The following is a 12697-nucleotide window of genomic DNA, read 5'->3' on the forward strand; positions in this document are numbered from 1 at the left end:
GCAGATTTCATCTGCTCGGATGACCGGACCGGGCTAGGTGGGCCGGTCCAGCTCACGCAGCGAAGGCAACGCCACGGCGACCACACCGATCGCCAGCATCGGCAGCGACAGCGCGAGAAACGTGGCATGCAGGCCCGCCGTGTCCGCGAGCGGTCCGGCCAGCAACAGCCCGAGCGGTCCCGCGGCATAGGCCAACGATCCCATCACGCCCACCACCCGGCCGCGTAGATGCTGCGGCGCCCGGGTCTGCATGACGTAGTTGTAGATCGGCGCGATCGGCCCGTATACGAAACCCACCACGGCGCACAGCACCAGGATCACCGGCAGCGGCGGCAGGAACGCCACGACCGTCATGGCCACTCCCAGGGTGAGCACCGCGATCAGCATGGTGGTGCGCCGCTTGAGATATTTCGACAGCACCGCATAGCCCAGCGCACCGATCAGGCCGCCGACCGACAGCGCCATCAGGACCCAGCCCAGTTGCGCCGGTTCGTTGCGGTCGGTGAAGTACTTGGGGAACAGCACGCTTTCCATCGGCATGTACAGCCCGGTGGCCGTCAGGTCGATGATCGCCAGCGTGCGCAACACCTTGGTGTTCCACACGAAGGACAGGCCCTCGGCGACGCCCGCCCACACCCGCTCGGGCAGTGCGTCGCGATCCGGTTTGCCCGCCCCTTCCAGGCGCAGCGCTGCGATCGCCACCATGGAGACGCCGAACGTCGCGGCGGTCACCCACATGGTGTTCACCCCGCCCAGGGTGGTGATGAGCAGACCACCGATGCCGGGCCCGACGATGTAGGCGAGGTTGAAGACCGCCTCATAGATGCTGTTGGCATGGTCGAGCGTCCAGCCGGCCCGGCCGGCGGCCTCGGGCAGCATCGACTCGCGCGCGGTCATCCCGGCGGGGTCGAACACGGCCCCGAGGGCCGCCAGGCCCGCCAGCACCGCCACGTTGACGGCCTGCACGCCGAAGACCAGGGCCAGTACCGGCACGCCGATGACCGACAGCGCGGACAATCCGTCGGCGATCATCGACACCAGGCGCCGTCCGATGTAGTCGACCGCGGTACCGGCGATCACCGTCGATGCCAGCAGCGGCAGCGTCCCGGCCATCGCCACCACCGAGGCATCCACCGCGGAACCGTTGCGTTGCAACACAAGCCATGGGAAGGCGATCATCGAGATACCGTTGCCGGAACCCGCCGCCAGCGCTGCGAACAGAATGAGCAGCGCTGGGCCGCGGCGATGTGTGTTCATGTGTATCGCCGCAGAATCTAACAGCGCATCGTCACACCCGGCCATCGATTTTCAGACAGGATGGACCGATGTCGCGCAGTCTGCCTCATCCGCGCACCGGCCGCCTGTTTCACTCACCGGTGCCGGCCGGGACCGGCTGGCCGGGGGACCGGGCCACGTCCACGACACCGGTGGCCGACGGCCCGCAGGACGTCACGGCGCTGGCGGCCGGTGCCGGCACGATCGCCGAACTGGATGCGGCGGTGACGGTGTGTGCGGCATGCCCACGGCTGGTCACCTGGCGGGAGGAGGTGGCCGTCACCAAACGCCGCGCCTTCGCCGACGAGCCGTACTGGGGACGCCCGGTCGCGGGTTGGGGCTCGGCCCGGCCCCGCCTGCTGGTGGTCGGGCTGGCGCCGGCCGCACACGGCGCCAATCGCACCGGCCGGGTCTTCACCGGCGACCGGTCCGGCGACCAGTTGTTCGCCGCGATGCACCGGGCCGGTTGGGTCAGTTCGGGCCTGAGCATCGACGCCGCCGACGGGATGCGGGCCAACGGGGTGCGGATCGTGTCGCCGGTGCGTTGCGCCCCGCCGGCGAACAAACCCACCCCGGCCGAGCGCGTGACGTGTGCTCCGTGGCTGCTCGCCGAATGGCGACTGGTGGCGCCCCATGTCCGGGTGGTGCTGGCGCTCGGCGCGTTCGCGTGGCGGACGGCGCAGGCGTTGCTGACCGATGAGCTCGCCGGGGCGCCGAAACCGGTGTTCGGCCACGACGTGGCGGTGCCACTACCGTCGGGCCGGGTGTTGCTGGGTTGCTACCACCCGAGTCAGCAGAACATGTTCACCGGCCGGCTGACCCCGGCGATGCTCGACGACGTGTTCGCTACCGCTGCCGCAATCGGCTGACGGCGGGAACGATCCACACGGTCTCGGCGTTGACCCCACGTGCGGCTATCTGTTCTTGATCTCGTCCCGGTCCGATCCGACCAGACCACCGCCGATGCGCTGGCCGCGACGGCGGCGCTGGCCAAGGCTGCCGACCGGCTGGGCTACACCCGGTACTGGCTGGCCGAACACCACAACATGGCGGCGGTGGCGGCCACCAGCCCGCCGGTGTTGATCGCCTATCTCGCGGCCCAGACGTCGAACATCCGGCTGGGTTCGGGTGGGGTGATGTTGCCCAATCACGCGCCACTGGCCGTAGCCGAGCAGTTCGCGCTGCTGGAGGCCGCCGCCCCCGGTCGGATCGACCTGGGGATCGGGCGTGCGCCGGGCTCCGACCCGGTGACGTCGGTTGCCTTGCGGGGGGCCGCCGGGCGCGACGACACCGATATCGAACGCTTCCCGCAGTACCTCGATGACGTGGCCGCGTTGATGGGGGCCCGCGGTGTGCGGGTGGAATTGTCCCGCGGCATGCTGGCGCAGCAGGACTACGTTCTCAAGGCCACCCCGAACGCGGGCAGCGAGCCGCGGTTGTGGCTGCTCGGTTCGTCGATGTACTCGGCACACCTGGCCGCGGCCAAGGGGCTGCCGTACGTGTTCGCCAATCATTTCAGCGGACAGGGCACGGCCGAGGCGCTGGCCACCTACCGTGCCGAATTCCGTGCCAGCGCAGAGCTTTCCACGCCGGTGACGTTCCTGACGGTGAACGCGTCGGTGGCCGAAACCCGGGCCGAGGCGCAGGATCTGCTGCTGGCCAACCTGCAGATGATGGGGCGGCTGCGCACCGGCCGACCGCTGGGCCCGCTCGATCTGGTGGAGGACGCACTGGCGGCCACCATTTCGGCGCAGGAACAGTCGATCGTCGATGCCGGCAGGGCGCGCACCGTGGTGGGTGACCCCGCCGAGGCCGCCGACCAGATCCGTTCCCTGGCAGCAGAGTTCGATGTCGACGAGGTGATGATCAGTCCCGTCGGCTCCGCCCACCGCGGCACCTACGCCGCGTCATCGCCGGCGCGCGAGGACACGCTGGAGCTCTTGGCCAAAGAGCTGCTCTGACGCCCCGCCGGCGTCGGCGCCGTCAGGCCCTGCCGAACGCCAGGGCGACGTTGTGGCCGCCGAAGCCGAACGAATCGGACCTTCGGGGCCCACCGGGACACCGTGAACAAGCACTCAACGGATTGGCCGAGGACCTGCGGTTCGCCGCCCGGCGTCTCCCGAATCGTCACAGCGGAGGGCACGTCGCACACCGGGTGACCTTCCCGAGTGGTTTAGCTGCGCTGAGCCCGGGTAATCGGTCCCAATAGGCATGTGAGGTGGGAGGTGCTCGCCTGGTGACATTTCTTTCGAACACCCGGCGCCGGCCTCGCGCGCGGGCGACGCCATGAAGATCGCCATGGTGTGTTTGAGCAATGGGGACGCCATTCAGAGTCGCCGCATCGCGGCGCTTTCGGCCGCACTGGTCCGCCAAGGCCACCACCTGAAGATCTACACCGGCAGGCAGCAGACCGCGGAACCGGACGGTTTGGACTCCATCGGCGATACCTTCGTAATCCGGGGCCCCACAGCGACACTTGGCACCGACGCCCATCCGCACATGCTGAAGGATCTTGGTGCCTTCACGCAGTTCCTCGAGGATCAATGGTGGCGGGACACGCCCGATGTGGCGCACGCGCACTCCTGGAGTGCGGGGCTCGCTGCGCAGCTTGCGGCCAGAGCCCAGCGTATTCCCACGGTGCAGTCGTTCCACGTGTTGGCCAATGGCCTCCGCGGTGCGGAGGCCGCGGGCACGCAGACGCGGCGCCGGCTGGAGGCGCTCGTCGCGCGCGGTAGCTCATGGCTGATCGCGTCCCATGCCGCGCAGATGGAGCAGCTCGGCGGCATGGGCGGACGCCGGTCGCGAACGTCGCTGGTGCCCTGGGGCGTCGACCCCGATGCGTTCACCCCGCGCGAGACCGCGTCGCCATGCGGCGAACGGCACCGAATTTTGACCGTGGCGAGCGACAGCACCGGCCAGGGCTGCGACACCTTGATCCAGTCGCTGCGGTGGGTACCCAATGCCGAGCTGCTCATCATCGGGAAAGTCGCCGCCGACGATCCCGCCTCGGCGGGGCGGGCGGCGCGCCTGATGACGCTCGCGTCCGGTGTGGGTGTTGCGGATCGGGTGTCGCTCTATGGGGAGGTGCCGCATGGGGAGATGCCGGCACTGTTGCGCACGGTCGACGTCGTTGCCTATCTACCCGAACACCCCACGTTCGGGACCGTGGCCCTGGAGGCGATGGCGTGCGGCTTGCCGGTGGTGGCGTCGGCGGTCGGCGGGTTGGCCGACACGGTGGTGTCCGACATCACCGGCCGGATCGTGTCACCCTACAAACCACGCGAATGCGCCGAGTCCATCCTGTTGATGCTCAAACATCCGTTCATCCGCAACAGTCTTGGTGCTGCCGGGCGGGATCGCGCCCGGTCGCGTTATAGCTGGGATCGCATCGGCAGAGACACGGCTCGCGTATACGACCGGCTGATTCCCGAGACCGCGGATGACGTGCCAACGCCTTCCTCGGCGGGATCGCGATAGTGGCCAGGTAGCGGACCGTTCGGCCGCGGATGGCCTACTGCTGATTCTCAGAGCTTGTTCTCCGGATCCAGGACCGCCCACACCGTCTTGCCTGCCGGGGTCGGGGCGGTGCCCCACGCCCGGCACATCGCCGACACGATCGACAGGCCGGACACGACATCGGTGCCGCGGTAAGGGTCCTCGTGCCGTTCTGCCGGCGCGCTGCTGTTGTCCTCCACCGCGACCGTGACTGCGGTGCCATCGGATTCGAGCCGAAGTGCCGGTGCACTCCGGGTGTGTTCGAGGACATTTTCCACCAGCGCCGTGGCGACCACACCGGCAGCCGGGATCAACTCGGCGTTGTTCCACTGCCCCAAGCGTTCGGATACGAATGCGCGGGCCAACTCGACACTTCTGCGATCGGCGGGCAACTGCATCCTGGCCCGCTGGCGCGCGGGCGGGTGATCAGCGGCGTTCAGTGCGCGCACCGCCTCGTCGATCGTCGGGTACACCGGAACGTATCGGGCAACGCCGTTTCGGTTGATCGCCTCCCGACCGTGGTAGTGCGCGCAGACGAGCAGGATCGGCACTTCCGGCCACACGCTGACATGCCAGCGGGCGCTGGTGAAGACGGTCCACGCCGATTCCGCCGGCACGTCGAGTCCGGTGACATCGACGATGACGGCGCCCGGGACGTCCAGCGCCGCTTTGATGATGACGTCGCGCAGGTTCAGGTATGAGTGACCGTCCAGCACTCCGGTGGCGACGATGACGGCTGCGGAGTCGACGGACCCGGCGGCGGTGGACAGCGCGCACTCGTGGTCAGCTGACATCGTCGGTGCTCAGATGATCGGTGTACGTGCAAGCACCGACCACCACGACGCGCGGTGGCGGGGTCGAGGTGGTTGCGGTGAATGCGGGCATGGCTGCGAGTACCCGGAATGTGCGGGTCGACCCCTTCCGCCGACGGTCGGCGTGAAATGTTCCCTGGCGTTACTTCCGGGCGGGTGCGGGTACCCGATTTTCGGCCGGAAGAGCGACAGGAAAGGAGGGTCGTCGATGCCCAAGGTGACGAAGTCGGGTCAACCGAAGGAAAGCGAACTGCCGAGCACGTTGCAGCGCTCCGATGCGAAGGCCAAGCGGACGTTCGCCAAGACCCACGATTCGGCCGCGCAGGAATACGGCGAGGGCGAGCGGGCGCACCGGGTGGCCTATAGCGCACTCAAACACAGCTATGAGAAAGTCGGCGATCACTGGGAGCCCAAGGAGCACCGTGGTCCGTCAGATGACAGAGCTCGCAGCGGTGGGCCGCGACCGCAGGGTGAGTCGGCCGAGGGAGTGAATGCCAACGCCACGAAAAAACACCTGGCCGACGTTGCCCGCCGGCTGAAGATCGCGGGACGGTCCAAGATGACCAAGCACGAATTGGTGTCTGCCATCGAAAAGGCCAACCGTCGGGAGACGCGCCGCAGTCGGTGACGCGGCCGTCGCCGAGCGCCTGCGTCGGTGACGAGTGAAAAGGGTTGTCTTGACGCCGATCACAGCTCCCGCAGTATCGGCGCCGGGTGACGCTCGGTTACCCGCGCGGAGTGAGCGCGACGATGGGGATGGGCCGTGTGGTGCGCTTCTGGTACCCGTCGTATCGGTTGGCGTTGTTCTTGTTGACCAGCTGCCACAGCCGCGCGTAATCCGGGTCGTCGGGCAGGATCGGACGGGCGGTGGCCTTCAGCCGCTTTGGGCCCACATTGATTTCGACATCCGGATGGGCCTTGAGGTTGTGATACCACCCCGGCGACCGCGGTGCCCCGCCCATCGACGCCACCACCAGGTAGTCCTTGCCGTCGCGGGCATAGCTCAGAGTGTTGGCCCGCGGCGCTCCGGTCTTGGCGCCGACGGTGTGCAACAGCAGGCTGTTGGGCAGCCCGGGGATCCGGTGCCCGATCAGCCCGTTGGTCTTCTGATACAGCAGGTCGTGCAGCTGCAGGACCTTCAGGCCGGCCTGCTCGATCGGGGACAGATGTGTCATGGGTCAATCGTGCGCGGTTTCCTCCGGCTGCGCCAACGCCGCACGTAGCAGGCGTGCCGACGCCTCGCGATCCGGATCGCGGCGCAGCAGCATGCCTTTCGCGAAGGCCAGTTTGTCGCCGGTGCGCCGCGGCACCACATGCACGTGAATGTGGAACACGGTCTGGAATGCGGCCTTGCCGTCGTTGATGGCGATGTTGTTGCCGTCGGCGTGCAGACCGGAGCGCCGCGCGGCCCGCGCGATGCGCTGCCCCAGCACCGTCAGCCCGGCAACGGTGTCCGGCGGCGTGTCGGTCAGATCCACGGTGTGCCGTTTCGGGATGACCAGGGTGTGGCCGCGGGTGAAGGGCCGGATATCCAGGAACGCCAGGTAGTCCTCGTCCTCGTGGATTCGGATGGCCGGGGCCTCACCGGCCACGATGGAGCAGAACGTGCAGGTCATGCCGCCACGTTAGCCGCCGGACGTCATGCGTTGGCGGCAGCCCATTCGGCCAGCCTGCGCTCCTGCTCTTCGGGGGTGACGTCCTCGACCCGGGTCATCACCGTCCAGCGCCTGCCGAACGGGTCGACGATGGAGGCGAACCGGTCGCCGGTGACGAACGTCTGCGGCGGCTCCCGGACGGTGGCGCCGGCTTCCACCGCCCGCGCCACCACGGCGTCGGCGTCGGCGCAGTACAACCCGATCGACTGGGTCGCGAACGCGGTGCGGTCGGGGGCGGCCAGCTGATAGGCGTCCTGCGGATCGCCGAGTTGCAGCCGTCCCGCGCCGAAGTCCAGCTCCGCGTGCGCGACGGTCCCGTCCGGGCCGTCCATCCGGCTGATCAGCGTGGCGCCGAACACGCTGGTATAGAAGTCGATCGCCGCGGCGGCGCCGTCGACGCACAGGAAGGGGGTCAGGCTGGTGTATCCCTGGGGGATCGCGGTGTTGCTCATGCCGGCCAGTTTCGTAGCCTTGAGCGCGTGGTGGCTTGGAAAAACGCGCCAGCGCCGGTGCGCGGGGTGGTGGGACGGGCGGGCAGCGTCTCGGCCTTCGAGCTGCGGCGCTGGGCGCCCTCGGATGAGGCGGCCCGATTCGTCGAGCATTTCTGGTCGGTGCGGTGGGACCGGCGGCGGGACGGACCGTTCGCCAGCGCGGTGATCACGTTCCCGGCGTTGCACCTGACCAGGGAGTGGGGCGATGATGCTGCACGGCATGGTCACCCACTGCCGAACACCCTGGTGCACGGGGTGGTGCCGCGGGTGTTCCGCACCACCATCAGCGAGCGCGGCACCGTGGTGGGGGCCAGGTTCCGGCCCGGCGGTTTCACCGCCCGGTTCGGCCGTGACGCGGCCCGGCTCACCGGACGGGTGGTTCCGGCCGACGACGAGTTATTCGGCACCGCAGTCGAATTCGGTGACGATGCGGAGACGGTGCGGAACCGGATGGATACCGCGATCGGTGCCTGCGCGCAACCACCAGATCCGGCGTACGGCTGCGTCACCGAACTGGTCGAACGGATGCAGACCGATGCCACGTTGCACAAGGTGGCACAGGTGATGGCGATATCGCCGTGGAGTGTCCGCACCACCCAACGGATGTTCGCGCACTATGTCGGGGTTCCGGTGAAATGGGTGTTGTGCCGCTACCGATTACAACAGGCCGCGCTGGAGATCGAGAGCCATCCCGGCCTGGACTTCGCCGATCTGGCCCACCGGCTGGGCTGGTATGACCAGGCGCACTTCATCAACGATTTCCGGGTCATGCTGGGCTGCACGCCCGGTGAGTACGCCACCACGCACGGCCCCTGAGCGCTAACGTTGCCCCGATGAGCGATATCGCGTTCGCCGGAGCGGCCGAGCACGCCCGCATGCTGGCCGCCGGTACTGTCACCGCGCCGGACCTGGTGGAACTCTATCTGTCCAGGATCGCTCGGATCGATCCAGAAATCCGTTCATACCGTGTGGTTTTCGCCGATTCGGCGCGCGCACAGGCGGTGGCCGCCCAGGCCCGGTTGGACGCGGGGGAGCGGCTGCCGCTGCTCGGCGTGCCGATCGCCATCAAGGACGACACCGATATCGCGGGTGAGGTGACCACCTACGGCAGCAGCGCGCACGGGCCCGCGGCGACCGCCGACGCGGAGGTGGTGCGGCGGCTGCGGGCGGCGGGTGCGGTACTGCTGGGCAAGACGTCGGTACCGGAGATGATGATCTGGCCGTTCACCGAGACGCTCACCTTCGGCGCGACCCGCAATCCGTGGAACCGGGACTTCGCGCCGGGCGGCAGCAGTGGGGGCAGCGGCGCGGCGATGGCCGCGGGGTTGGCCTCGCTGGCACTGGGATCCGATGGGATGGGCTCGATTCGGGTGCCGTCCACGTGGTGTGGACTGTTCGGGATCAAACCACAGCGCGGCCGGGTGCCTGCGGCGGCGCCCGAGCACTCCTGGTGTGGCCTGGTGGCGAACGGACCCATCGCGCGCACGGTGGCGGATGCCGCGCTGTTCCTCGACGTCACCGCACCCGGCGGCGATTTCGTGGCCGCGGCGGCTCGGCCCCCGGGTCGGCTGCGGATCGCCGTCAGCCTCAAGACGCCGCCGGGAGTGATCGCACGGGTCGGGGCCGCGCAGAAGGCTGCCGTGCGTGAAGCCGTGGCGTTGCTGCGCGAAATGGGTCATGACGTCCTCGAGCGCGACCCGGACTATCCGGCCGGCGTGGCGTACCGGCATGCGTTGCCGCGGTACTTCCGCGGTGTGTACGAGGATGTCCGCGCGTTGCCGCACCCGGACCGGCTGGACTCCCGGACAAGGGCTTTCGCGCGGATCGGCGGTCTGATCCCGCCGCGCCGGATGGCCGCGATCCTGGCCGCCGAACCGGCCATCGCCGCGCGGGTGCTGTCCATCTTCGATGACGTCGACGTCGTCCTCACGCCCGGCGCGGCCACCGGGCCGTCCAAGATCGGCGCCTACCAACGGCGCGGTGCGGTCTCGACGCTGGCGCTGGTGGCCGGCCGGGTGCCGTTCCAGGCGATGTGCAATGTCACGGGGCAGCCCGCGGCGGTGGTGCCGTGGGGGCTGGACCGCGACGGTGTGCCGACGTCGATCCAGCTGATGGGCCGGCCGTCCGGCGAGGCGACGCTGTTGTCACTGGGCGCGCAGATCGAGGCGGCCCGGCCCTGGGCGCACCGGCGGCCGCCCGGGCACACTGAGTCCCATGGGACTTTTCGGTAGCGCAAGCGAGGGTGATCTACAACGGCGGGTCGAGGAACTCGAACGCCGGGTGGCGGCACTGGAGCGGGCGGTGGGCAGGGCCGTGCCGCCGCGACCGATCGGGGACGCCAACGACACCTGGGCGAGTGCGGTGGTCCGCGATCTTGCCCTGCAGGGAAAGAAGATCGAGGCAATCAAGGTGCTCCGTTCGGAGACCGGGCTGAGCTTGAAGGAAGCCAAGGACATCGTGGACCGGCTGGGTTAGCGGGTTTAGCAACGTCTGGTGGCCGATGCAACGTCGAATCCTGTTGTGCGCGTGAATCTGTGGACAAATCGGTGACTGTGGATAACGTCCGAACTTGTCGGTGACTCGTACTAATGTTCGAGGCGTGGAGGTTGTGGTCGATCTGATGGTGGTGCTGGACAGACTGTCCGACACCATCTTTGACAACGCCTCGGTTACCGAGCTGTTGGAGGTCCAGTCCGCGCTGGAGCAGGTGTACCGGCGGGTGCCTGCGGTTCAGCACCGGGTGATGGCGGCGGTGAAAACACAGTCCGGCCCCGGTGAGCTGGGGGCGCGCAGCTGGGCCGATGCGTTGGGTATCCGGTTACGCCTGTCGAACAAGGAGGCCGGGCGCCGGCTGGCCGAGGGGGAACTGCTGGCCCCGCGCCGCACGGTGACCGGACAGGCGTTGGCGCCGGTGTATCCGGCCACCTCGGCCGCCCAAGCCCGCGGTGAACTGACGAGCGAGCACGTCCGGATCATCACCAGAACCATGAAGAAACTGCCGCCGTACGTGGATGAGCCGGCCCGTGCCGATGCCGAGGCGCTGCTGGCCTCGTACGCGGCGGTGTATGACCCGGACACGCTGCGCCGGTTGGCCAAGCATCTGCTTGACGTCATCGACCCGGACGGTCCCGAACCCAATGACGACGACATCGCCGAGCGCCGCGAAGACCGCCGCACGTTCGTGCTGGAGCCCCAAGACGACCAAGGGATGAGCGATTTTCATGGCACGGTCACTCCGGAGGGTCGGGCTTATCTGGAACCGATCTTCGGCAAGCTGGCCGCACCGGGGATGTGCAATCCCGAAGATGACACCCCCTGCACCACCGGAACTCCGTCAGCCGAGGTGATCGAGGTCGACACCCGCACCCGGGGGCAACGTCAACACGACGCTCTGGTCACCATCGCCCGCGATGCGTTGATGTCCGGCGGGTTGGGTCAACACAACGGGTTGCCGGTCACCGTGGTCCTGGGTGCCATCGCTGCAGAGTTCGAGGCCGGCACCGGACAAGCCATCACCGCGGCCGGGTCGCGAGTGCCGATGCGCGACGCGATCCGGCTGGCGTCGCATTCACTGCTGTGCCTGGCGGTGTTCGACGAGGTGTCCGGGCGGCCGTTGTATTTCGGGCGCACCAAACGCTGTGCCACCGCCGATCAGCGGCTGGTACTCACCTACCGGGACCGGGGCTGCACCTACCCGGGGTGCCGAGTGCCGGCCTACGGCTGCCAGGTCCATCACGCCAAACGCGGCTTCGCCCAAAACGGCCAGACCAATATCGACGAACTCGTACTCGCGTGTGGACCGCACAACCGCCTCGTCAAAGAAGACGCCTGGACCACCGTCATCAACAAGGACGGCAGGGTCGAATGGATCCCACCCCTGGCACTGGACACCGGCCAAGCCCGCACCAACATCTACCACCACCCGGAAACCATCGTGGGTGACAAGTACCCCGGCAGGACGGCCAGGCCGGATGCGCCGCCGGGCACCGCCGCGTGATCAGCCCGCCTCGACCTCGGCCTTGATTCGGTTGAGGGTGGTGGTCATGTCCCGGATGTTGCGCCGGGTCCGCAACTGGCCGCCGAAGAGGCCGAACACGGTGTCGAGTAACCCGGGGGTCATCCGGAAGGACTCGGTGACATCGGTGCCGCCGGCCGAAGGCGAAAGGGCGTAGTGCCAGTTGTTCACCGGCTTGTCGCCGGCCAGCACCTCGAAGCCGAACTCGCGTCCGGCCTCGCACGCGGTGACGCGGCATGTCGTCCAATACACCGGTCCGATCTCGTTGCGCTTGACGTGACCGCGGAACTTGGCGCCGAGCGCCGGGCCGGTCGCGCCGTCGAGCCACTCGGAGTCGAATACCTCCGGCGAGTACTTCGGGGTGTTGCGGATATCCGCGATCAGGTTCCACACCTGATCGGCCGGCGCGTTCATGTGTACGGTCACCGAAGCTTCCATGGCGCGATCCTAGTCGGCCAGGGCCGACTGCCAGGCCGCAAGTTTGTCGGCGAACCGCATGGTCTGGGCGGGACTGGTCGACGGCAGTCGGACGGCCGGGACTGCCGCGTCACCCACCAGGTGGCGGAAGTTCGCCTCGGCGGCCGCGCCGTTGAACACCACCCGCTCGATGCCCGGGTGGTCGGCGAAGAATCCGGCAAAATCGTTGGGCACCATGGTATCCCGCCGCACCGCGGAGTCCAGGCTGCCCTCGCGCACGCAACACCGCAGCACATCCCAGACCGCGACGCCGTGACCGAGCAGCGCCTGCACCCGGTCGGGGTAGGGCGCATCGGCGGCAAACCCGAACACCGCGCCGGTGATCCGCCAGAACGCGTTGCGCGGATTGCCGTAGTACTCACCCACGGCCAGTGACATGACGCTGGGCATGTTGCCGCAGATCAGCACGCGGGCATCGGGAGCGGCCAGTGGAGGCAGCCCGTGCAGCAGGTCGGTCATTCCGGCCACGATCTCACA

15 protein-coding genes are annotated in these 12697 nt (G+C 68.4%); 8 read left to right on the plus strand and 7 right to left on the minus strand.

What is annotated here, in order from left to right:
- Positions 1–33: 33 nt before the first annotated feature.
- A complete protein-coding gene (gene tap, locus ACXPWS_RS07215; protein ID WP_458711789.1) occupies positions 34–1257 on the minus strand; it encodes a multidrug efflux MFS transporter Tap in 1224 nt (407 codons plus the stop codon).
- A 68-nt stretch (positions 1258–1325) separates the two neighbouring features.
- Between tap and ACXPWS_RS07220 the strand changes: the two genes are divergently transcribed.
- The 3 genes from ACXPWS_RS07220 to ACXPWS_RS07230 all read left to right on the plus strand — a co-directional run bounded on the left by ACXPWS_RS07220 (position 1326) and on the right by ACXPWS_RS07230 (position 4752).
- On the plus strand, positions 1326–2144 hold the full coding sequence (locus tag ACXPWS_RS07220) for a uracil-DNA glycosylase (protein WP_458711790.1): 819 nt from the start codon (positions 1326–1328) through the stop codon (positions 2142–2144).
- A 39-nt stretch (positions 2145–2183) separates the two neighbouring features.
- Entirely contained in the window at positions 2184–3236 is a 1053-nt protein-coding gene (locus tag ACXPWS_RS07225; RefSeq protein ID WP_458711791.1) for an LLM class flavin-dependent oxidoreductase, read from the plus strand.
- A gap of 325 nt (positions 3237–3561) precedes the next feature.
- The gene (locus ACXPWS_RS07230) at positions 3562–4752 is read left to right on the plus strand and encodes a glycosyltransferase (RefSeq protein WP_458711792.1); all 1191 of its coding nucleotides are present in this window, start codon (positions 3562–3564) and stop codon (positions 4750–4752) included.
- A 47-nt stretch (positions 4753–4799) separates the two neighbouring features.
- Here the strand turns inward: ACXPWS_RS07230 and ACXPWS_RS07235 are convergent, their stop codons facing one another.
- Entirely contained in the window at positions 4800–5564 is a 765-nt protein-coding gene (locus tag ACXPWS_RS07235) for an STAS domain-containing protein (RefSeq protein WP_458711793.1), read from the minus strand.
- A gap of 226 nt (positions 5565–5790) precedes the next feature.
- Here ACXPWS_RS07235 and ACXPWS_RS07240 point away from each other — a divergent pair, with 226 nt between their 5' ends.
- Positions 5791–6210 (plus strand): ChaB family protein, encoded by a 420-nt coding sequence (locus tag ACXPWS_RS07240; RefSeq protein WP_458711794.1) that lies wholly within the window; start codon positions 5791–5793, stop codon positions 6208–6210.
- A 97-nt stretch (positions 6211–6307) separates the two neighbouring features.
- On the opposite strand, the gene ACXPWS_RS07245 is transcribed toward ACXPWS_RS07240, so the two are convergent.
- The 3 genes from ACXPWS_RS07245 to ACXPWS_RS07255 are packed head-to-tail and all read right to left on the minus strand — an operon-like array spanning position 6308 to position 7689.
- Positions 6308–6757, minus strand: a complete 450-nt coding sequence (locus tag ACXPWS_RS07245) for a nitroreductase family deazaflavin-dependent oxidoreductase (protein ID WP_458711795.1) — start codon at positions 6755–6757, stop codon at positions 6308–6310.
- A gap of 3 nt (positions 6758–6760) precedes the next feature.
- Complete coding sequence (locus tag ACXPWS_RS07250; protein ID WP_458711796.1) at positions 6761–7198, minus strand: HIT family protein; 438 nt, start codon at positions 7196–7198, stop codon at positions 6761–6763.
- 23 nt (positions 7199–7221) lie between these two features.
- Positions 7222–7689 carry a VOC family protein gene (locus ACXPWS_RS07255; protein ID WP_458711797.1) on the minus strand — a complete coding sequence of 156 codons (468 nt, stop codon included), beginning with the start codon at positions 7687–7689 and terminating at the stop codon, positions 7222–7224.
- A gap of 27 nt (positions 7690–7716) precedes the next feature.
- Between ACXPWS_RS07255 and ACXPWS_RS07260 the strand changes: the two genes are divergently transcribed.
- The 4 genes from ACXPWS_RS07260 to ACXPWS_RS07275 all read left to right on the plus strand — a co-directional run bounded on the left by ACXPWS_RS07260 (position 7717) and on the right by ACXPWS_RS07275 (position 11725).
- Positions 7717–8544 carry an AraC family transcriptional regulator gene (locus ACXPWS_RS07260; RefSeq protein ID WP_458711798.1) on the plus strand — a complete coding sequence of 276 codons (828 nt, stop codon included), beginning with the start codon at positions 7717–7719 and terminating at the stop codon, positions 8542–8544.
- 17 nt (positions 8545–8561) lie between these two features.
- Positions 8562–9959: an amidase gene (locus tag ACXPWS_RS07265; RefSeq protein WP_458711799.1), complete on the plus strand. Its 1398-nt coding sequence runs from the start codon at positions 8562–8564 to the stop codon at positions 9957–9959.
- Entirely contained in the window at positions 9943–10203 is a 261-nt protein-coding gene (locus ACXPWS_RS07270) for a ribosomal protein L7/L12 (RefSeq protein WP_458711800.1), read from the plus strand. Before ACXPWS_RS07265 ends, ACXPWS_RS07270 begins: the two co-directional genes overlap by 17 nt.
- Before the next feature lie 124 nt (positions 10204–10327).
- Positions 10328–11725 (plus strand): HNH endonuclease signature motif containing protein, encoded by a 1398-nt coding sequence (locus ACXPWS_RS07275; RefSeq protein ID WP_458711801.1) that lies wholly within the window; start codon positions 10328–10330, stop codon positions 11723–11725.
- On the opposite strand, the gene ACXPWS_RS07280 is transcribed toward ACXPWS_RS07275, so the two are convergent.
- Both ACXPWS_RS07280 and ACXPWS_RS07285 read right to left on the minus strand, forming a co-directional pair.
- Positions 11726–12181, minus strand: coding sequence for an SRPBCC family protein (locus tag ACXPWS_RS07280; RefSeq protein WP_458711802.1), 456 nt, complete (start codon positions 12179–12181; stop codon positions 11726–11728).
- A 9-nt stretch (positions 12182–12190) separates the two neighbouring features.
- Positions 12191–12679 carry a DNA-deoxyinosine glycosylase gene (locus tag ACXPWS_RS07285; RefSeq protein ID WP_458711803.1) on the minus strand — a complete coding sequence of 163 codons (489 nt, stop codon included), beginning with the start codon at positions 12677–12679 and terminating at the stop codon, positions 12191–12193.
- Positions 12680–12697: the final 18 nt, after the last annotated feature.

The sequence above is a fragment of the Mycobacterium sp. BMJ-28 genome (assembly GCF_054404835.1).